General features: G+C 72.4%; 17 protein-coding genes. 8 read left to right on the forward strand and 9 right to left on the reverse strand.

The window, feature by feature from the left end:
• Window positions 1–94 precede the first annotated feature (94 nt).
• The 4 genes from ACIQH8_RS06580 to rpoB form a co-directional block, all read right to left on the reverse strand.
• A complete protein-coding gene (locus ACIQH8_RS06580) occupies window positions 95–1,252 on the reverse strand; it encodes a hypothetical protein (RefSeq protein ID WP_400996253.1) in 1,158 nt (385 codons plus the stop codon).
• 128 nt (window positions 1,253–1,380) lie between these two features.
• Window positions 1,381–2,055 carry a hypothetical protein gene (locus tag ACIQH8_RS06585; protein ID WP_400996255.1) on the reverse strand — a complete coding sequence of 225 codons (675 nt, stop codon included), beginning with the start codon at window positions 2,053–2,055 and terminating at the stop codon, window positions 1,381–1,383.
• 157 nt (window positions 2,056–2,212) lie between these two features.
• On the reverse strand, window positions 2,213–6,115 hold the full coding sequence (gene rpoC, locus ACIQH8_RS06590; RefSeq protein ID WP_400996257.1) for a DNA-directed RNA polymerase subunit beta': 3,903 nt from the start codon (window positions 6,113–6,115) through the stop codon (window positions 2,213–2,215).
• A 44-nt stretch (window positions 6,116–6,159) separates the two neighbouring features.
• On the reverse strand, window positions 6,160–9,651 hold the full coding sequence (gene rpoB / locus ACIQH8_RS06595) for a DNA-directed RNA polymerase subunit beta (RefSeq protein ID WP_400996259.1): 3,492 nt from the start codon (window positions 9,649–9,651) through the stop codon (window positions 6,160–6,162).
• A gap of 286 nt (window positions 9,652–9,937) precedes the next feature.
• On the opposite strand from rpoB, the gene ACIQH8_RS06600 reads away from it, so the two are divergent.
• Together ACIQH8_RS06600 and ACIQH8_RS06605 are read left to right on the forward strand one after the other, a co-directional pair.
• On the forward strand, window positions 9,938–10,693 hold the full coding sequence (locus tag ACIQH8_RS06600; RefSeq protein WP_400996261.1) for a spermidine synthase: 756 nt from the start codon (window positions 9,938–9,940) through the stop codon (window positions 10,691–10,693).
• 24 nt (window positions 10,694–10,717) lie between these two features.
• Window positions 10,718–11,572: a spermidine synthase gene (locus tag ACIQH8_RS06605; RefSeq protein ID WP_400996262.1), complete on the forward strand. Its 855-nt coding sequence runs from the start codon at window positions 10,718–10,720 to the stop codon at window positions 11,570–11,572.
• 18 nt (window positions 11,573–11,590) lie between these two features.
• On the opposite strand, the gene ACIQH8_RS06610 is transcribed toward ACIQH8_RS06605, so the two are convergent.
• The 3 genes from ACIQH8_RS06610 to ACIQH8_RS06620 are packed head-to-tail and all read right to left on the reverse strand — an operon-like array spanning window position 11,591 to window position 13,880.
• Window positions 11,591–12,451, reverse strand: a complete 861-nt coding sequence (locus ACIQH8_RS06610; protein ID WP_400996265.1) for a biotin-dependent carboxyltransferase family protein — start codon at window positions 12,449–12,451, stop codon at window positions 11,591–11,593.
• Entirely contained in the window at window positions 12,448–13,122 is a 675-nt protein-coding gene (locus ACIQH8_RS06615) for an allophanate hydrolase subunit 1 (protein ID WP_400996267.1), read from the reverse strand. The genes ACIQH8_RS06610 and ACIQH8_RS06615 overlap by 4 nt, the downstream gene beginning before the upstream one ends.
• Window positions 13,119–13,880 (reverse strand): LamB/YcsF family protein, encoded by a 762-nt coding sequence (locus ACIQH8_RS06620; protein ID WP_400996269.1) that lies wholly within the window; start codon window positions 13,878–13,880, stop codon window positions 13,119–13,121. The genes ACIQH8_RS06615 and ACIQH8_RS06620 overlap by 4 nt, the downstream gene beginning before the upstream one ends.
• Window positions 13,881–13,959: 79 nt before the next feature.
• Between ACIQH8_RS06620 and ACIQH8_RS06625 the strand changes: the two genes are divergently transcribed.
• The 3 genes from ACIQH8_RS06625 (at window position 13,960) to ACIQH8_RS06635 (ending at window position 16,432) form a co-directional block, all read left to right on the forward strand.
• Complete coding sequence (locus ACIQH8_RS06625; RefSeq protein WP_400996271.1) at window positions 13,960–15,129, forward strand: PQQ-dependent sugar dehydrogenase; 1,170 nt, start codon at window positions 13,960–13,962, stop codon at window positions 15,127–15,129.
• Window positions 15,130–15,197: 68 nt separating this feature from the next.
• Window positions 15,198–15,695, forward strand: a complete 498-nt coding sequence (locus ACIQH8_RS06630) for a SprT-like domain-containing protein (protein WP_400996273.1) — start codon at window positions 15,198–15,200, stop codon at window positions 15,693–15,695.
• A 116-nt stretch (window positions 15,696–15,811) separates the two neighbouring features.
• Complete coding sequence (locus ACIQH8_RS06635) at window positions 15,812–16,432, forward strand: CGNR zinc finger domain-containing protein (protein WP_400996275.1); 621 nt, start codon at window positions 15,812–15,814, stop codon at window positions 16,430–16,432.
• A gap of 27 nt (window positions 16,433–16,459) precedes the next feature.
• Here ACIQH8_RS06635 and ACIQH8_RS06640 read toward each other — a convergent pair whose 3' ends face one another.
• Window positions 16,460–17,059, reverse strand: coding sequence for a hypothetical protein (locus ACIQH8_RS06640; RefSeq protein ID WP_400996278.1), 600 nt, complete (start codon window positions 17,057–17,059; stop codon window positions 16,460–16,462).
• Window positions 17,060–17,110: 51 nt separating this feature from the next.
• On the opposite strand from ACIQH8_RS06640, the gene ACIQH8_RS06645 reads away from it, so the two are divergent.
• Window positions 17,111–17,875 (forward strand): SDR family NAD(P)-dependent oxidoreductase, encoded by a 765-nt coding sequence (locus ACIQH8_RS06645; protein WP_400996280.1) that lies wholly within the window; start codon window positions 17,111–17,113, stop codon window positions 17,873–17,875.
• Between the two features lie 51 nt (window positions 17,876–17,926).
• Here ACIQH8_RS06645 and ACIQH8_RS06650 read toward each other — a convergent pair whose 3' ends face one another.
• Window positions 17,927–19,192: a hypothetical protein gene (locus ACIQH8_RS06650; RefSeq protein ID WP_400996282.1), complete on the reverse strand. Its 1,266-nt coding sequence runs from the start codon at window positions 19,190–19,192 to the stop codon at window positions 17,927–17,929.
• A 113-nt stretch (window positions 19,193–19,305) separates the two neighbouring features.
• On the opposite strand from ACIQH8_RS06650, the gene ACIQH8_RS06655 reads away from it, so the two are divergent.
• Complete coding sequence (locus tag ACIQH8_RS06655) at window positions 19,306–19,875, forward strand: hypothetical protein (protein ID WP_400996285.1); 570 nt, start codon at window positions 19,306–19,308, stop codon at window positions 19,873–19,875.
• Entirely contained in the window at window positions 19,869–20,501 is a 633-nt protein-coding gene (locus tag ACIQH8_RS06660) for a DUF1684 domain-containing protein (protein ID WP_400997871.1), read from the forward strand. The genes ACIQH8_RS06655 and ACIQH8_RS06660 overlap by 7 nt, the downstream gene beginning before the upstream one ends.
• The last annotated feature ends 82 nt before the right edge of the window (window positions 20,502–20,583 follow it).

The following is a 20,583-nucleotide window of genomic DNA, read 5'->3' on the forward strand; positions in this document are numbered from 1 at the left end:
AGGGAGCCACCCAAGCAGGCCGGGTGCGCCACGTCGATGGGGAGCGCTCACCATGAGCGCACCCCAGACGAGGGTACCCGGACGGATGCCTCCGCTAGCGCGAGGACGTCACCGGCTGCGGCCCCGCCGCGAGCTGGCGGTCGTACTCCTCGCGCGCCCGCACGTTGCGCTCTCCGACCGTGCGTCCGCGCGCCGCGACCCAGCCGCCGAACCAGATCGGCAGTTCGCGGGCGACGATGAACGCGATGATCGCGAACGGGTCGACCCAGCGCTCGGCGACGAAGTCGGCGGCCTGCTGGGGCGTGAACTGCCAGGCGCCGACCGTGAGCAGCGCCCCGCCGATGTACGAGAAGTAGACGATGATCCCGACGGCGAGGCCGAAGACGGCCCAGGTCCACCACGCGGCGCGATTGAGGATCGCCGCGAGCAGCGCGAACGCGAGGAAGAAGAAGACCACCGGGACCCAGAACACCGGCTGAGCGAGGAACTCGGTGTACACGCGGATGCCGTCGCCGCGCCCGGCCCCGTACCAGGTGATGACGAGGTACGAGATCCCCGCGTAGAGCACCGCGAAGGCGACGGTCGCGATCAGGCCGACGAGCACGCCGAAGCCGCGGTTGCCCTTCTCCTTCGGCGGCGTCGGCGCCTGGACGTAGATCGTCTGCGGCAGCGGCGGCGCAGGGGCCTCCGGTGCCGCGGTGGCCGCACCGACGCCGGCGCCCGCGGCGGCGGCGCCGACGGTCTCCGGGACGCCGGTCTCGCGTCGCACCTCCTCGGCGCGAACCGGCTCGGGACTCGCGGCGACGAGGTCGTCGCGCTGCATCGCCGTGGTGTCGGTGCGATCGGCCGGGTCGGAGCTCACGACGGGCGGATGCTCCGTCCGGGCCCGCTCGACCGCGGCGTCGAGTTCGGATCGGTCGTCCTCCCCGTTCGGGGCTGCGTCGTAGGGCACGGCGGGAGCGGGCTCGGGCGACACCGGTTCCGGATCGGCGTCGGTCCCGGTGAACGCGTGATCGGCATCGTCGGAAGCGGCGGTCGGATCGGGAGCGGCAGCCGGCGGTTCGACGCGATCGACGTGCTCGGCATCGGGTGCCGTCGGGTCGACCTCGGCCTGCGCGGCGGACACGTCGTCGGCCGTGGCATCCGTCGTCGAGTCATCGGTCGTCGCCTCGTCGCCGACGGGGCGATCGGAGACGCCGTCGCCGTCGAGGTCGCGGCGGTCGGGGTCGGATCCGGGGGTCGTGCTGCTCATCGTCCGCTCCTTCCGGGCAGCACCGGCTGCCCGTGGTGCGGCTCACTCTAGCAACGCGTCCGCGCCCCGCCGGGAAGCACGCGCGGAAGGTCGACGCGCGTCGCCGTCGCAGATCCTCGGCGTGCGCGTCAGCCGAAGAGCTGCGTCGCGATGTCGAGCGTGTACCCGCTCACGGCGGGGCCGTCCCAGCGCGTGGCGATCCAGAGCCCCTCGCGGAGGAAGTGCGACTCGCCGGCCGAACCGGCGACGCCCTCGAACTCCACGACGCAGCGCGTGCCGCCCTCCTCCTCGTAGCACTCCTGGCCTGCGGCCTGGAACGCGGCGATGGCGGCCGCAGCCTGGGACTCGTCGACGCTCGCAACGTTCGTCACGAGGCCGACGCGGCCGTCGCCGCCGTCCGGCGGAAGCCAGGCGCACGTGAGCTGCGAGGTGTCCTGCAGCACGGGCAGCGCCACGGCGTCGTCCGTGCCGGAGAGCGCGGGAGCGCCATCCGCGGTCGACCACTCCGGGTTCAGGACGTAGTCCGGAGCGAAGGTGCTCGACCAGTCGAAGGTGTAGATCGCCGCGCAGTCGGTCGGGATGCGCTCGTCCCGCACCGGCTCCGGCGTGGGGACCACGACGGGCGCGGGCGCGGCCTCGGCGGACGGCGCGGGGCGCCCCTGCGACGTCGGCTCGGCGGACTCGCCGCTCGGTGCGGGCAGTGCCAGCGCCGCGACGAGCGCGACGACCGCGATCACCAGCACGGAGGACGCGACGATGAGCAGCGTCCTCGATCGGCGGGAGGCGGGGGCGGCGTCTGGCATGTGGGCTCCGGGTCGGAAACGGATGGGCGACCGCCCGAGATACTAGCCGCCGCACCTGAGTGCCGTCATCAGGCGGGCGGGGTCGGACGGCGAACGGCCCCGGATCGCTCCGGGGCCGTTCGTGGTGCGGGCGGCGGCGAGGCGCCGCCCGCGCGGATCAGCTGTAGTTGCCGGGGGTGAAGTCGTCGCTCGAGAACGAGTCGAAGTCGACGAAGCTGAGGTCGCCCTCGGTGAACGACGCGTCGTCGGTGAAGATGCGGTTCGGGTAGCGCTCCGCCTTCGCCTCCTCGGTCGCCTCGACGGTCACGTTCCGGTACTTGGCGAGGCCCGTACCGGCCGGGATCAGCTTGCCGATGATCACGTTCTCCTTGAGGCCGACGAGCGGGTCGGACTTGCCCTCCATGGCGGCCTGCGTGAGGACGCGGGTCGTCTCCTGGAAGGACGCGGCCGACAGCCACGACTCGGTCGCGAGCGAGGCCTTGGTGATACCCATGACCTCCTGACGCGCCGACGCGGTCTTCTTGCCCTCGGTGAGCGCGGCCCGGTTGATCTCGTTGTACCGCGAGCGGTCGACGAGCTCACCCGGCAGCAGGTCGGTGTCGCCGTGGTCGACGACGGTGACCTTGCGGAGCATCTGCCGGACGATGACCTCGATGTGCTTGTCGTGGATCGGCACGCCCTGCGAGCGGTACACGTCCTGCACGCCGTTCACCAGGTGCTTCTGCACCTCGCGCACGCCCTTGACCCGGAGGACCTCCTTCGGGTCGACCGTGCCGACGATCAGCTGCTGGCCGAGCTCGACGTGCTGGCCGTCCTCGACGAGCAGCGTCGAACGCTTGAGCACGTTGTACGCGATCGGCTCGTCGCCGTTGTCGGGCGTGAGGATGACCTTTCGCTGCTTCTCGGTCTCGTCGATCGTGATGCGACCGGGGGCCTCGACGATGGGCGACGCACCCTTGGGGGTGCGGGCCTCGAAGAGCTCCTGCACGCGGGGAAGACCCTGCGTGATGTCGTCGGCCGAGGCCGAGCCACCGGTGTGGAAGGTGCGCATCGTGAGCTGGGTGCCCGGCTCGCCGATCGACTGGGCCGCGATGATGCCGACGGCCTCGCCGATGTCGACGAGCTTGCCGGTCGCGAGCGAACGGCCGTAGCACTTCGCGCAGACGCCGACCGCCGACTCGCAGGTGAGCACCGAGCGGACCTTGATCGACTCGACGCCCGCCGCGACCAGCTTGTCGATGAGCACGTCGCCCACGTCGTCGCCGGCCTCGGCGACGACCTCGCCCTTCGCGTTGACCGCGTCGGTCGCGAGCGACCGGGCGAACACCGAGTTCTCGACGTTCGGGTCGCGCACGAGCGCACCCGTGGAGTCGACCGCGGCGATCGGCAGCTCGAGGCCCTTCGACGTGCCGCAGTCGTCCTCGCGGATGATGACGTCCTGCGAGACGTCGACCAGACGACGCGTCAGGTAGCCCGAGTCGGCCGTGCGGAGCGCCGTGTCGGCGAGGCCCTTGCGGGCACCGTGCGTGGCGATGAAGTACTCCGCCACCGACAGCCCCTCACGGTACGAGGAGATGATCGGGCGCGGGATGATCTCGCCCTTCGGGTTGTTCACGAGGCCTCGCATGCCGGCGATGTTGCGCACCTGCAGCCAGTTACCACGAGCGCCGGAGGTCACCATGCGGTTGATGGTGTTGCCCTGGTTCGCCGCGAACTCCTCCTGCATGGCCTTCGCGACCTCGTCGGTCGCCTTGGTCCAGATCTGGATGAGCTCCTGACGACGCTCGAGGTCGGTCGTCAGACCCTTCTCGAACTGCGACTGGACCTTCGCGGCCTGCTTCTCGTACTTCGAGACGATCTCCCGCTTCTGCGGCAGCTCGACGATGTCGGAGAGCGCGACGGTCACGCCCGAACGGGTCGCCCAGCGGAAGCCGGCGTCCTTGATCCGGTCGAGCGTCGCGGCCACCTCGGTCTTCGGGTAGCGCTCGGCGAGGTCGTTGACGATCTGCGAGATCTGCGACTTGCCGGCCTGCGCGTTGAAGTACGGGTAGTCCGCCGGCAGCGCCTCGTTGAAGAGCGCGCGGCCGAGGGTCGTCTCCATGAGGAACGGCTGGCCCGCGACGAAGCCCTCGGGCTCCTGGCCCTCGGCGAAGTGCAGCCCCTCGAGGCGGATCTTCACCGTGGCGCCGAGGTCGAGCACGGGCTCGCCCGGACGGTTCTGGTCGAACGCGAGGATCGCCTCGGCGATCGACGAGAACGCACGGCCCTCACCGGCACCGCCCTCGATGACCGTCGTCAGGTGGTGCAGGCCGATGATCATGTCCTGCGAGGGCAGGGTCACCGGACGGCCGTCCGACGGCTTGAGGATGTTGTTCGACGCCAGCATCAGGATGCGGGCCTCGGCCTGCGCCTCGACCGAGAGCGGCAGGTGCACGGCCATCTGGTCGCCGTCGAAGTCCGCGTTGAACGCGGCGCAGACGAGCGGGTGCAGCTGGATGGCCTTGCCCTCGACGAGCTGCGGCTCGAACGCCTGGATGCCGAGGCGGTGCAGCGTGGGCGCACGGTTCAGCAGCACCGGGCGCTCGCGGATGATCTCCTCGAGCACGTCCCACACCTGCGGGCGCGACCGCTCGACCATGCGCTTGGCGGCCTTGATGTTCTGCGCGTGGCTGAGGTCGATCAGGCGCTTGATGACGAACGGCTTGAAGAGCTCCAGCGCCATCTGCTTCGGCAGGCCGCACTGGTGGAGCTTCAGCTGCGGGCCGACGACGATGACCGAACGGCCCGAGTAGTCCACACGCTTGCCGAGCAGGTTCTGGCGGAAGCGACCCTGCTTGCCCTTGAGCATGTCGCTCAGGGACTTGAGGGCGCGGTTGCCGGTACCCGTGACGGGGCGACCGCGGCGGCCGTTGTCGAACAGCGCGTCGACGGCCTCCTGCAGCATGCGCTTCTCGTTGTTCACGATGATCTCGGGCGCGCCGAGGTCGAGCAGGCGACGGAGGCGGTTGTTGCGGTTGATCACGCGACGGTACAGGTCGTTCAGGTCGGACGTCGCGAAGCGGCCGCCGTCGAGCTGGACCATCGGGCGCAGCTCCGGCGGGATCACCGGGACGACGTCCAGGACCATCGCAGCCGGCGAGTTGCCGGTCTGCAGGAACGAGTTGACGACCTTGAGCCGCTTGATGGCGCGGATCTTCTTCTGGCCCTTGCCCTCGGCGATCTGCAGGTGCAGGTCCTGCGCCTCGGCGGCCAGGTCGAACGACTCGAGGCGCTTCTTGATCGCCTCGGCGCCCATGTAGGCCTCGAAGTACATGCCGAAGCGGTCCTGGAGCTCCTGGAAGACCGAGTCCTCGGGCTTCAGGTCGCCGACCTTCAGCGTGCGGAAGTCCTCCCACACGCGCTCGAGGTGCGCGATCTGCTCGTCGCCCGACTTGCGGACGCCGGCCATCTCCTTGTCGGCTGCGGCCTCGGCGCGCTTCTTCTGGTCGGACTTGGCGCCCTCGGCCTCGAGTGCCGCGAGCTCCTCCTCCTTGCGCTGCATGAGCTCGGCGATGCGAGCGTCGCGAGCGTCGCCGATGGCCTTGATCTCGAGCCGGAGCTCGTTCTCGAGGCCGGGCATGTCGGCGTGACGACCCTCGTCGTCGACGTCGATCACCATGTAGGCGGCGAAGTAGATGACCTTCTCGAGGTCCTTCGGCGCCATGTCGAGCAGGTACCCGAGGCGCGAGGGCACGCCCTTGAAGTACCAGATGTGCGTCACGGGCGCGGCCAGCTCGATGTGGCCCATCCGCTCGCGGCGGACCGAGGACTTGGTGACCTCGACACCGCATCGCTCGCAGACGATGCCCTTGAAGCGGACGCGCTTGTACTTGCCGCAGGCGCACTCCCAGTCGCGGCTGGGTCCGAAGATCTGCTCGCCGAAGAGCCCGTCCTTCTCGGGCTTCAGCGTGCGGTAGTTGATGGTCTCGGGCTTCTTGACCTCGCCGTAGGACCACTTGCGGATGTCCTCGGCGGTCGCCAGGCCGATACGGAGCTCATCGAACGTCGTTGCGTCGAGCAATTTCTCTCCTAGATTCCTGAAGTCGTTCTCGTATGCCTGGCGGATCAGATCTCGTCGATGTTCGACGACTCGAAGCGCGCGGAGATGTTGATGCCGAGCTCCTCCGCTGCGCGGAAGGCCTCGTCATCGGTGTCGCGGAGGCTCACCGCGGTGCCGTCGGCCGAGAGGACCTCGACGTTCAGGCACAGCGACTGCATCTCCTTCATGAGCACCTTGAAGGACTCGGGGATGCCGGGCTCCTGGATGTTCTCGCCCTTGACGATGGCCTCGTACACCTTGACGCGGCCGAGGATGTCGTCGGACTTGATCGTGAGGAGCTCCTGCAGCGCGTACGCGGCGCCGTAGGCCTCGAGCGCCCACACCTCCATCTCGCCGAAGCGCTGGCCGCCGAACTGCGCCTTCCCACCGAGCGGCTGCTGGGTGATCATCGAGTACGGGCCGGTCGAACGCGCGTGGATCTTGTCGTCGACCAGGTGGTGCAGCTTCAGGATGTACATGTAGCCCACCGACACGGGGTACGGGAACGGCTCGCCCGAACGGCCGTCGAACAGCTGCGTCTTGCCGCTGGAGTCGATGAGCCGCTCGCCGTCGCGGTTCGGGAGGGTGGAGTCGAGCAGACCCGCGATCTCCTCCTCGAGGGCGCCGTCGAACACGGGCGTGGCCACCTTGGTGCCGGGCTCGGCCTCGCGGGCGACCTCGGGCAGGCGCTTGGCCCACTCGGGGTTGCCGTCGACCTTCCAGCCCTGCTTGGCGACCCAGCCGAGGTGGGTCTCGAGCACCTGGCCGAAGTTCATTCGACCCGGGATGCCGAGGGGGTTCAGGATGACGTCGACCGGCGTGCCGTCGGCGAGGAACGGCATGTCCTCGACCGGCAGGATCTTCGAGATGACGCCCTTGTTGCCGTGGCGGCCGGCGAGCTTGTCGCCCTCGGTGATCTTGCGCTTCTGGGCGATGTAGACGACCACGCGCTGGTTGACGCCCGAGCCGAGCTCGTCGTCGCCGTCCTGTGCGTCGAACACCTTGACGCCGATGATGGTGCCCTGCTCGCCGTGGGGGACCTTCAGCGACGTGTCGCGGACCTCGCGGCTCTTCTCGTTGAAGATCGCGCGGAGCAGTCGCTCCTCGGCCGAGAGCTCGGTCTCGCCCTTCGGCGTGACCTTCCCGACGAGGATGTCGCCGGGGCGGACCTCGGCGCCGATGCGGATGATGCCGCGCTCGTCGAGGTCGGCCAGCAGGTCGGGGCTCACATTCGGGAGGTCGCGGGTGATCTCCTCCTTGCCGAGCTTGGTGTCGCGCGCGTCGACCTCGTACTCCTCGATGTGGATCGAGGAGAGGACGTCGTCCTTCACCAGGTTCTGGCTGAGGATGATCGCGTCCTCGAAGTTGTGGCCCTCCCACGGCATGAACGCCACGAGGAGGTTCTTGCCGAGCGCGAGCTCGCCGTTGTCGGTCGCGGGACCGTCGGCGATGACCTCGCCGACCTCGACGCGGTCGCCCGCGGAGACGACGACGCGGTTGTTGTACGACGTGCCCTGGTTCGAGCGGTCGAACTTGCGCAGGTAGTAGGTCTGCGTGCCGCCCTCGTCGAGCTGCAGCGTGACCGCGTCGGCCGAGACCTCGGCGACGACACCCGCACGGTCGGCGGTGATCACGTCACCGGCGTCGATCGCGGCGTAGCCCTCCATGCCCGTGCCGACGAACGGCGAGTCGCTGCGCAGCAGCGGCACCGCCTGGCGCTGCATGTTCGCACCCATGAGGGCGCGGTTCGCGTCGTCGTGCTCGAGGAACGGGATGAGCGACGTGCCGACCGACACCATCTGGCGCGGGGAGACGTCCATGTAGCCGATCTCGTCGGCCGGGAACAGGTCGACCTCGCCGCCCTTGCGACGCGCGAGCACGCGCTCCTCGACGAAGTGGCCCTTGCCGTCGAGCGGCGCGTTGGCCTGGGCGACGATGAAGTCGTCCTCCTCCATCGCGGTGAGGTAGTCGATGTGGTCGGTGACCTTGCCGTTCTCGACACGACGGTACGGCGTCTCGATGAAGCCGAACGAGTTGATGCGCGCGAACGACGCGAGCGAGCCGATGAGGCCGATGTTCGGGCCCTCCGGCGTCTCGATCGGGCACATGCGGCCGTAGTGGGAGGGGTGCACGTCGCGGACCTCGACGCCCGCGCGGTCGCGCGAGAGGCCGCCGGGGCCGAGCGCCGAGAGGCGGCGCTTGTGCGTGAGGCCGGCGAGCGGGTTGTTCTGGTCCATGAACTGCGACAGCTGCGACGTGCCGAAGAACTCCTTGATCGCGGCGACCACGGGTCGCACGTTGATCAGGGTCTGCGGCGTGATCGCCTCGATGTCCTGCGTGGTCATGCGCTCGCGGACCACGCGCTCCATGCGCGAGAGGCCGGTGCGGACCTGGTTCTGGATCAGCTCGCCCACGGCGCGGATGCGGCGGTTGCCGAAGTTGTCGATGTCGTCGACGTCGAGGCGAATGTCGACCGCCTTGCCGCCGCGGCGGCCGGGCAGGGTCGCGCGGTCCTCGTGCAGGGCGACGAGGTACTTGATCGTGGCGACGATGTCCTGGACCGTCAGCACCGAGTCGGTGAGCGGCGCCTCGAGGCCGAGCTTGTTGTTGATCTTGTACCGGCCGACCTTGGCGAGGTCGTAGCGCTTCGGGTTGAAGTAGAAGTTGTCGAGGAGCGCACGCGCAGCCTCGGCGGCGACCTGCTCGCCCGGACGGAGCTTGCGGTAGATGTCCTTGAGCGCCTCCTCCTTCGTGAGGATGTTGTCCTTCTCGAGGGTGAGCGCGATGGACTCGTAGCCGGCGAACTCCTCGAGGATCTCCTCGGAGGTCAGGCCCAGGGCCTTCAGGAAGACGGTGACCGACTGCTTGCGCTTGCGGTCGATGCGGACGCCGACCTGGTCGCGCTTGTCGACCTCGAACTCGAGCCACGCGCCGCGGCTCGGGATGACGCGCGCCGAGTAGATGTCCTTGTCGGAGGTCTTGTCGGGCGTGCGCTCGAAGTAGACGCCGGGCGAACGGACGAGCTGCGAGACGACGACGCGCTCGGTGCCGTTGATGACGAAGGTGCCCTTGGGGGTCATGAGCGGGAAGTCGCCCATGAAGACCGTCTGGGTCTTGATCTCACCGGTGAGGTGGTTCATGAACTCCGCGTTGACGTACAGCGGAGCGGAGTAGGTCTTGCCCTTCTCCTTGCACTCGTCGATGGTGTACTTCGGCGGCTCGAGCTCGGGGTTGGAGAACGAGAGCTGCATGGTCTCGCCGAGGTCCTCGATGGGCGAGATCTCCTCGAAGATCTCCTCGAGGCCGGTGGCCTCGGGAAGGTCCTGACGGCCGGACTCGATGGCCTCCTCGACGCGGGCGCGCCAGGCCTCGTTGCCGACGAGCCAGTCGAAGCTCTCGGTCTGGAGGGCGAGCAGATCGGGTACGGTGAGGGTGTCGGTGACCTTCGCGAACGAGAGGCGGCTTGCACCGCGTCCGTTCTTGGGGGTGGGCGTGGATGCGTTGCGCGCAGCAGCCAAGGAAATGACCTCCATGGCCCCGTCGGGGGCCGGTTCACTGTCGGTGGTGGTGGAGTTGACCCCTCAGACGTGGTGCGGATGCCGGGAGACCCGACACGCAGAAGCCGACCGCAATATGAAGGCATAGTGGGTCTGGGAGCGCAAAGGTCAAGCATAGACCGGATGACGCGCCATGTCCAGTCGGATTCTTGATTTGTCCCGGCATCTCGGGTATAACCCGCGCGTGCGGCCCCGTCGGGCGTCGTGGACCTCCTCCTCGGGCGCGTCGGCGTGCGACGATGCCCCCATGGCGCCACGCATCGAGTTCGAGCGCGACGTGTTCTCGTCGAGGGGCTGGACGCTGCTCGTGGACGGCGCCGCGCAGTCGCACGTCGACGCCGATGAGCCGACGCGGCTGTTCTTCGAGTACGTGCGCCGCATCGGCAACGTGGTCGACGCCCTCGCCGATCCGGGCGCGCCCGTCACGGCCCTCCACCTCGGCGGCGGCGCCATGAGCCTCGCGCGGTACGTGGCGGCGACGCGACCAGACTCGAGCCAGGTCGTGGTCGACGCGGACGCGCGGCTCGTGGCGCTCGTCACCGAGCGTCTGCCACTGCCCGCGGGCGAGCGCATCTCGGTCATGGTCGCCGATGCACGCGACGCGCTCGCACGACTCGACGCCGACCTCCGATTCGACCTCGTGATCGTCGACCTCTATGCGCGGCTCGAGGCGCCGGCGTTCGTCGACGACCCGGCGTTCCTCGGCGCGTGCCTCTCGCGTCTCGCGCCGGCCGGGCTCGTCGTCGTCAACGTCGCCGACGCCGCGGGCGGACCGCGACTCGCCGCGCAGGCCCGCGCGCTCGCGCGCGCCGACCCCGCCGTCGACCTCCTGGTCGCCGCACCGCCGGGCGTGCTCGCGGGCGCCGAGGAGGGCAACGCCGTGATCGTCGCCGGTCGCGAGATCCCGTCGCTCGTCGTGGAGCGGCTCCGCGAGGCCGGTCCGTTCCCCGTCGACGTGCTGCAGGGTGCGCGGCTGGACGCGGTGCTGTGGGGCGCATGCTGATCCGGCGCGGGTAGCGTGGCATCCGTGCCGGAACTCGAACGACGCCTCGCCCTGAGCGGGCACCTCGCCCGCCTCGAGGAGTCGCGCACGCGACCCGGATCGTGGACGCTGACCGTCGACGCCACGCCCCAGTCGCACGTCGACCTCGAGCAGCCGGAGTGGCTGGGCTTCGAGTACGTGCGGCGCATCGGGCACGCCGTCGACCTCGTCCGCGAGGAGGGCCGGCCGATCACGGTGCTGCACCTCGGCGGCGGCGCGTTCACACTCCCCCGGTACGTCATCGCGACCCGGCCGGGATCACGCCAGCAGGTGATCGAGCTCGAGTCCGACCTCGTCGACCTCGTGCGCACGAACCTGCCCTTCCCGCGCGGCGCGCAGGTGCGGGTGCGGCACGGCGACGCCCGCGAGGTGCTGGCCAGGCTCCCCGCGGGGCTCGACGGTGCGGTCGACCTCGCGATCGTCGACATCTTCTCGGGCGCCCGAACCCCCGCCCATGTCACGAGCGCCGAGTTCCACGAGCTGATCTCGCCGAGGCTCGCGCCCGGGGGCATCGTCGCCGTGAACGTGGCCGACGGCGCCGGGCTCGCGTTCGCCCGTTCGCAGGCGGCGACGCTCGGGCACGTCTACGCGCACGTGGCGATCGCCGCCGACACGGGCATGCTGAAGGGGCGGCGCTTCGGCAACGTCGTCATGTACGCCTCGCACGACCCGCTGCCGTTCGACGGGATGCCGAGGCGCCTCGCGAGCGACCCCGCTCCGGCGAAGCTCGTCGAGGGCGATGAGCTGGTCCGCTTCGTCGCGGGTGCGCCGATCGTGACGGATGCAACGGCGGTGCCGTCCCCGCCGCCCGCGCGGTCGGTCTTCCTGGCGAAGCCGTAGCGCCGCCCGTCGCCGCCGTCAGGCGTGCCGGAACCGGACCTCCTGGCCCGGCCGGACCTGCGCGAGCCGGTCGAGCGAGGCCGGGTCGACGATCGCGACGACCGGGTACCCGCCCGTCACGGGCCGGTCGGCGAGGAGCACGGTCGGCACCCCGGCGCCGGTGACCTGGATGGCGCCCGCGACCGTCGGTTCGCTCACGAGTTCGCCCGCCACGCGACGCTCGAGCGCGGGCCCCTCGAGCCTCGCGCCCACGCGATCGGACGAGGCGGAGACGCGCCAGCCCGACTCGTGCAGCGCGGCGAGCGCGGCATCCGTCACCCAGTCGGCCCTCGGCCCAGGCAGCAGGCCGAGCACGACCGCGCCGACCGGGGGCGGGTAGGCGGCGTCGTCGTCGAGCAGGGGCACGGATGTCGCGGGCTCGGGCCCCACGGCGAGCACGCGCCCGGCGTCGACGGGTTCGGGTCCGATCCCGGCGAGCGTGTCGCGGCTGCGGGATCCGAGGGTCGTGGGCTCGTCGATCCCGCCGCGGACCGCGACGAGGTACCTGAGACCGCGCTGCGCGGTGCCGATCTCCACGGGCTCGCCGGCGCGCACGCGCGCGGCACGGTAGGGGCCGACCTCGCGTCCGGCCACGCGGACCGACCCCCACGCACCGGTCACCGCGAACCAGAGATCGCGATCCGACGCGAAGCGGAGACCGCCGAGCACGACCTCGAGGCCGGCGAACCCGTCGGGGTTGCCGACGAGCCGGTTCGCGAGCGCGAGCGCGCCGCGATCCAGTGCGCCCGACGGCGCGACGCCGAGGTGCGCGAAGCCCGGACGGCCGAGGTCCTGGACGAGCACGCGCCCGCCCGTGCCGTCGATGCGCAGCCGGGTCACGCGCGCGCCTCCCGGAAGCGCACGCCGCGGCCGGGGACGAGGAGCGCCGGCGGATCGACCTCCGGGTCCCAGAGTGCGGCGTCGGTCCGCCCGATGAGGCGCCACCCGCCCGGGCTCTCGCGCGGGTAGGCGCCGGAGAACGCGCCGGCGAGCCCCACGGCGCCGGGCGGCACGCGCGTCCGCGCGACGTCGAGCCGCGGCACGTCGAAGGGCCAGTCGTCGGCGACGAGGTAGCCGAACCCCGGCGCGAAGCCGATGAACGCGACCCGCCACCGGGTGGCGAGATGCCTGGCGACGAGGTGCTCGGCGGTCACGCCGAGGTGCGCCGCGACGTCGGCCAGGTCGACGCCGCGGTAGTCGACGTCGATCACGAGGTCGTCCGACGCCGGCGCTCCCGCGCGAACGCGAGGACCGTCAGCCGTCTCGGACGGCGCGGTCGGACGGGCACCGCGCGCCGCGCGGCGCACCCAGTTCGCCGCCGACTCCAGTGGAAGACTGGCCGGGTCGACGGCCACGAGCAGGGTCCGTGCCGCCGGGACCAGCTCGACCACGCCCTCGGGCCGGTCGAGCGCGAGTGCGTCGTGCAGTTCGATCACCGCGTCGAGCCCGTCGCACTCCACGAGGATCGCCGAGCGGCCGGCGGGCAGCAGCCGAGGCTCGGCGCGGCTCATGCGAACGGCCGCACGTCGTGACCGGCGCTCGCGAGCGCCGCCCGCACGGCCCGCGCGATGCCGACCGACCCGGGGGTGTCGCCGTGCAGGCAGAGCGAGTCGGGGGCGAGCTCGACGCGCGCTCCGTCGGCCGCGCCGATGCCGCCGGTCTCGACGAGTTCGAGGGCCCGATCGGCCGCCCGCTCGGGGTCGTGCACGAGCGCGTCGGGGTGGCCCCGCGGCACGAGGCGGCCGTCGGCGAGGTATGCGCGATCGATGAAGGCCTCGCGGGCGTAACGGATGCCGGCGGCCGACGCGGCGCGTTCGAGCGCGCTCCCGGGCGGCCCGAGCACGGCGACGCCCGGCGCAGCCTCGGCGAGCGCGTCGGCCACGGCGGCGGCGGCGGACCCGTCGGCCCCGAGGCGGTGGTAGAGCGCACCGTGCGCCTTCACGTAGGCCACGCTCGCCCCGACCCCGCGCGCGATGCCGTCGAGCGCTCCGAGCTGGTAGAGGAGCTCGGCCGCGAGCTCGTCGACTGATACGTCGAGCGCCCGCCGGCCGAACCCGGCGCGGTCGCGGTAGCCGGGATGCGCACCGAGCACGACGCCGTGGCGGACGGCGAGGCGTGCGCTGCGACGCATGGTGAGCGGGTCGCCGGCGTGGAACCCGCAGGCGACGTTCGCGCTCGAGACGACCTCGAACATCGCCTCGTCGTCGCCCATGCTCCACGCGCCGTACGACTCGCCGAGGTCGGCGTTCAGGTCGATCGCGCGCTGCATGCTCCCATTCTCCCGCCTGCTCGCGCAGACTGGGCGGGCGGGCCGGAACGACGCACTCCCGGTCCGGAGGAGGTCTCGGATGCCCGGACGAACACCGCGGACGCGAAGCAGGACCGGAGCGGTCTCCGCAGCGGCCGCGCTCGTCGCGACGACGGCCGTGCTCGCGGGCTGTGCGCCCGACGCGGACTCGGGTCCGGTCGTGATCACGTCGTCGGCACCCGCATCCACGTCGCCCGCGGCGTCCGCGCCGCCGGCGGTGCGACCCGTCGGCGAGGCCGAGACGCTCGCCACCGGTCTCGAGTCGCCGTGGTCGATCCTCCGGCTGCCCGACGGCGGCGTGCTCGTGAGCGAACGCGATCGCGGGCGGGTCGTCGAGGTGCTCCCCGACGGCGACGTGCGTGAGGCCGCCGTCCTGCCCGACGTCGTCGCCGGCGGGGAGGGTGGGCTGCTCGGGCTCGCCCACCTTCCGGGCGACGGCGCCGACGAGGCATCCGTCCTCGCGTACTTCTCGACCGACGAGGACAACCGCATCGTGCGGATGCCGCTCACGGGTGAACCCGGCGAGCTCGGACTCGGCGAGCCCGAGGTGGTGCTCGACGGCATCCCGCGCGGCAGTCGTCACAACGGCGGCCGGCTCGCGGTCGGACCCGACGGGTTCCTCTACGCGACGACCGGCGACGCGGGCGACGGCGACCTCTCGCAGGACCCGGACGCCCTCGGCGGGAAGATCCTGCGCATGACGCGGGACGGCGAACCGGCCCCCGGCAACCCCGACGGCACGCTCGTGTGGAGCCTCGGCCACCGCAATCCGCAGGGCCTCGCATGGGATGCCGCGGGCGGCATGTGGGCGGCCGAGTTCGGCCAGAACACCTGGGACGAACTCAACCGCATCGAACCGGGCGCCAACTACGGGTGGCCGATCGTGGAGGGTCGGGCCGACGACGACCGCTTCCGCGACCCGGCCGTGCAGTGGCCCACCTCGCAGGCCAGCCCGAGCGGCATCGCGATCGTGGGCGACACGATCGTGCTCGCCGCGCTCCGCGGCGAGCGGCTGTGGTTCGCGTCGCCGGCGCTGACCTCGCCGACCGAGGTCGAGGCGGCGCTCGCCGGGGAACTCGGACGCCTGCGCGACGTGGTGCCCGGGCCCGACGGCGAGCTCTGGGCGCTCACCAACAACACCGACGGACGGGGGACTCCGCGGGACGGCGACGACCGCCTCGTGCGGATCCGGCTCGCGGACGCGGACTAGGCCGGTCCCCCGTTCGGGGGACCCCGGAAGCGGTTGCACCCGGTACTCCCGGGGATATCCTCGATCGCATGGCGGATCTCGCGAGGGTTCGGATCTGGGCGGAGGCGCTCATCGCCCTGCACCTGGACCCCGCCGTGTGGAGCTTCGGCTTCGACAACGCCAAGAAGCGCGCCGGGCTGTGCAACTACACCGAGCGGCGGATCTCGGTCTCGCGCTACCTCGCGGCCCGCTACGACGACGACGAGATCCACCAGATCCTGCTGCACGAAGTCGCGCACGCCATGGCCGGGCCTCGCGCGGGCCACGGGCCCCGGTGGGCCACGACCGCGGCCGACATCGGCTATGTCGGTCGGCGCACGCACGACGGCGCGGTCGCCGACGAGCTCGCGCCGTGGGTCGGCCGATGCCCGGTCGGGCATGAGCACTACCGGTATCGCGAACCGAGCCGTCCGCTCAGCTGCGGGCTCTGCCGTCGCGGCTTCGACCGGCGGAACCTCATCGTGTGGAGCCGCCGCGAGATCACCGCGGCGATGCGGCGAGCCGCGGCGAGCGCGGCCGCCGACTGACGCGGGGGGCGGATGCCGCGGGGTGGACCGCGCCCGCCGTGCCACTCGCCGATCGGGCCCGGCGCCGTGACCGGATCGTGGCGGCCACGGTGCGCGCGAGCCGGTAGTTTGGTGCGGTGCCCGTCTCGACCGTCTCGATCCCCGTCGGCCAATGGTTCACGGACGACAGCGGGCGGTGGTGGTTCGACTCCGGTTCGTTCGCGCTCGACTTCGCCTACACCGGTGGCATCCACGTCGCCGTCGCCGTCGCCCCCGCACGACTGAACTCGCCTGACGACCTCACCGCGTGGATGCGCGAGCGCTTCCCGATGCCCGTCGCGCCCGCACGGTCGCGCGACCTGTTCGACGCGACCTCGCTGCGCGACGCGATCGCACGCCTCGCCCTCGCGGCCGGCCGCGGCGACGCACTCGCCACCGCCGACATCGACGTGGTCAACCTGTACGCCGCCACGCCCGACATTCCGCCGACGCTCGACGGCGGTTCACGGCAGGCGGGGCGCTCGGTGCAGACCGTGGGCCAGGCGCTCTCCACGATCGCGCGCGACGCGGTCGACTGCTTCGGCGAGGCCAACCACGGCCGCGTGCGCAGCTGCGCCGGCGACTGCGGCATCGTCTACCTCGACACCTCGCGTGCCGCGAGCCGGCGCTGGTGTTCGATGCAGCGGTGCGGCAACCGTGCGAAGGTCCGGGCGCACCGCGCCAGGAAGTCGGGCAAGGTCGCCCTCAGCGCCGCGTGATCGCCGCGCCGGTGGCGGGGAACGCGCTCAGCGAGCCCTGACGACGCGCGCCGTCGCGTCGCCGTCGCGCGTCGCGGCGCGGCGCAGGGCCGCGGGGTCGGCGCCCTCCGCGATCGCCTCGCGCCCGCCGACCGAGGCGGTCGCGAGGTGCGCGACCGCGCGCCGGAGGCCCGTGTACGAGGCGCAGGCGACGGCGGCCTCGGGCGAGGTGTCGTCGATGCCGAGCTCGGCGAGCGCGTCGATCACGGCACCGGCTGCGAGCACGTCGTCGGCGGCGAAGCCGCCGTCGGAGCGCCCGGCCGCGACGATCGCGAGGTACGCGCGCCGGCCGAGGGCCTCCTGTTCGGCGAGGATCCACGCACCGGCCGCCGCGGCGTCGGCGAGTCCCGCGACGAGCACCGCGCCGGGTGCGTCGGCGAGCACCTCGGCGGGCACGCGGGCCGCCGCGGCGGTGCCGCCACCGGAACCGCCGCCCGCGGCATCCGGTACCTGGTCGACCCACACGAGCACGTCGGCGCCCCGCGCGATCCGCCGCACGCCGTCGGCGCCCTGGTCGAACCGCACCTGGTACTTCGACTGCGCGGCGGGCGTCGCCTCGGCGGCGGTCGTGCTGGTCGTCGTGCTCACCGCGTCAGGCTACGCGATCGGCGCGGAGCGACCCACTCGTAGGGTGGGAGCATGACCTCGAATGTCGACGCCAGGCCCGTCACCATCATCACCGGCGGCGGCCGGGGCATCGGGCGCGCGATCGCCGAGCGGCTCGCGGCCGAGGGCCACGACCTCGTGCTGACCTATCGCGAGCGGCGCGACGAGGCCGAGGCGGTGGCAGACGGATGCCGCGCGGCGGGCGCGCGCGTCGAGCTCCTGCAGCTCGACCTCGCCGACCTCGACCGCTCGGCCGAGATCGTCCCCGAGGCGGTCGGCCTGTTCGGGCGGGTCACCGGGCTCGTGAACAACGCGGGCATCACCGGCCTCATCGGGCCGTTCCTCGACGGCTCGATCGAGGAGTCGGAACTCGTGTTCCGCATCAACGTGCTCGCGCCCATGGTGCTGTGCCGGTCGGCGATCGCGCACATGGCGACCGATCGCGGCGGCGCAGGCGGGTCGATCGTGAACATCTCCTCGGGGGCGGCGACGCACGGTGCACCGAACACGTACATCCCCTATGCGGCGAGCAAGGCCGCGCTGAACGCCATGACGATCGGACTCGCGAAGGAGTTCGCCCCGGTCGGCGTGCGCGTGAACACGGTGTCGCCCGGCACGACCCGCACCGAGATCCACGCGGCGGCGGGGCGGCCGAACGCCCCCGACGAGCGCGCGGGGAACATCCCGATGGGGCGTCCGGGCGAGCCGCACGAGATCGCCGGCGCGGTCGCGTACCTCCTCTCCGACGACGCGTCGTACACGTCGGGCGCCGACATCCTCATCGCGGGCGGCAAGTAGCCGCGGCCTCGCCTCGGGTCGCGGACCGGGCCACGGGCTGCGCCGCGAGCGTCAGCGGTGCAGCGCGGCGTAGTGCGCCAACGCCTCCGCGTCGCTCGCGCGTGCGGCCGCGCGCCGCGCCGCGTCGAGCGCCGCGACCGGATCGGATTCGCGCCGAGCGATGCCGAGCTGCCGTTCGGCCTCGGCGAGCCGGGTCCGTGCGTCGGCGCCCACGAAGGCGCGGGCCCGCTCGAGCGCCTGGCCCGCGACGCGGATCTGGCTCTCGGCGATGGCGATCGCGCCGGACAGCGCGCCGCGCGCGCCGTCGAGTCGCTCCTGCTCGCGTCGTGCACCCGCCCGGGCCGCCTCGAGCCGGTCGCGGGCCGCCCGCAGCCGATCCCGCTCGGCGAACGGGTCGTCCGCTCGGTGCTCACGGCCGACGAGGAGCGGCGACAGGTCGCCGATGGCGGACGCGAGCGCTGCACCCGCCTCCGGGTCGGATGCGCGGTCGCGCTCGCCTCGCGCCGCGATGAGTTCCGCGTCGAGGTCGGCCGCCTCGAGACCGGCGTCCTCCGCAGCGCGAGCCAGGTCGAGTTCGACGTGCTCGATGCGATCGAGTTCGCCCTCCGCACGCCGGAGGGCGTGCGCGGCGCGGCCGTTGAGGCCTGCGATGGGTGCTCCCGGCGCCTCGGCCAGCCGGTGCGCGGCGTCGTCGAGTGCCGACGTCGCGGTCGCGAGGTCGTGGTCGACACGCGCGAGCGCCCCCTGCGCCCCGGCGAGCGCCGCCGCCGAGAACCGGGTACCGAGTCGTTCGAGGGCGGATGCGGCATCCGCTCGTCGTGCGCCCAGTCGTCGTGCGCGTTCGCGGAGCGCCGGCGTGTCGTCGGCCGCCCCGCGCTCGGCCGCGCGTCGCGCGGCGAGCACCTCCTCGGCGTCGGCGAGCGCCCGCTCGACGGAGTCGCACAGCGACGAGATGCGCGAGCTCCAGGCCCGACGCTGCGCCGCGGTGTCCGGTTCGGCGTCGTCGAGGCGCTGCTGGAGGAGGAAGGCCTCGCGGAGCCATCCGCGGGCACGCTCGACCGTCTCGCCGAGCTCGCGCGCCGTCTCCGGGCCGAACTGCGCCTCGGCGAACCGGATCTCCTGGATGGCGTCGCGCACGGCCTCGTCGGCGCCGACCAACCGCGCCTTCGCGGCGGTCTCGAGTTCGCGCACCGCGACGGCGTCGCGCGCCTCGCGCCGCGTGCCCAGGCGTCGGAACCCGATCACGCCCGCCGCGAGCGCCAGCGCAGCGGGCCCGAACACGATGAGGGAGGGCAGCCAGTCGGCGGCGTCGGCCATGCTCGGGAGCCTAGCGCGGCGATCCGCGACCCGACCGGGCGGTCGCCGTGCGACGCCCGTGAATCCGGCGCGGCCGCTTGGATCGCGCCATCCGTCGCCCCTAGGGTCGTGCCATGCGGGTGCTGCTCAAGCTGACCCTCGACTGCGATGCGGATGCCGCGTGGCGCGCGATCCGGAGCCCGGCCGTGCTGCGCGAGGTTGTCGCGCCGTGGCTCGATTTCGAGTCGCTCGAGGCCGAGGGCTTCCCGGCGACGTGGCCCGAGGGACCGCATCGGATGCGCGCGCTCGCGTTCGGGATCGCGCCGAGCGGCGAGGAGTACGTGGACGTGTCGTACCCGGGCGGGCTGCCGTCCGGCGTGCGGATGCTCCGCGACGCGGGCGGCGCGGTCACCGGTCCGCTGTCGGCGTTCCGGCACTGGGACCACCGCATGGCGATCTCGCCGCTGCCCGACGGGCGGACGCTGTACCGCGACCAGCTGCGCGCCAGCGCCGGGGCGCTCGACGCCCTGTACTGGTACCCGACGTGGGCGTTCTGGCAGTACCGGGGGGCACGGCTGCGACAGCTCGCGCCGACGTGGGCGTACGACCCGCCCGGCACCGCGGACGCGGCGCGGGCGGAGGCCGGACGTGCGGCCGTGTCCGTCGCGCCGAACGGCGCGGGCCGTGGGAGCGAGCGATCGTGACGGCCTCGCTCGGGGCGCTCCAGCTCGCCGACTGGCGCCGGCACGTGTTCGCCCTCTACGCCGGCGTGCGGCACCTCAGCGTGCACGACCCCGCGCAGGGTCACGAGCTGTGGCGCTCGGGACGCGACGAGCTGTTCGCCGGGCATCCGCAGTCGCCGCTGCTGCCCGACGACCGCGCGCGGTTCACGGGCCTCGAGATCGCGCCGTACGACCCGGACTGGCGGTTCGAGCTCGAGGTGCGCCGACCCGAGGAACCGCAGCGGATGGTCGTCGACAGCTCGTCCGACGGGACGATCCCGTTCTCGCTCGTCGGCACCGTGCGGCTCCCCTACCTCGGCACGCTCGACGTGTGGCGGCTCACGGCGTACGGCGGGGGGCTGTTCCTTCCGGTCAAGGACGGCCTCGCCGGGGCGCCCGGCGGCACCTACGGCGGCGGCCGCTACCTGCTCGACACCATCAAGGGCGCCGACCTCGGTTCGGGCGGGAACGACGACAGCCTGGTCATCGACCTGAACTTCGCCTACAACCCGTCGTGCGCGTACGACCCGTCCTGGTCGTGCCCGCTCGCTCCTCCCGGGAACACGCTGCGCGAGCCGATCCCGGTGGGCGAGCGGATGCCGCGCTGACGCGCCGCGGATCGGGCTCCCAGCCGACATCCGCTATGGTGGTCGACGGCGTGCGCGAGGAACGCGCCGCCTGCGTCGTAGA

Source organism: Agromyces sp. GXQ0307, from assembly GCF_044769845.1.
Classification (GTDB): Bacteria; Actinomycetota; Actinomycetes; order Actinomycetales; family Microbacteriaceae; genus Agromyces.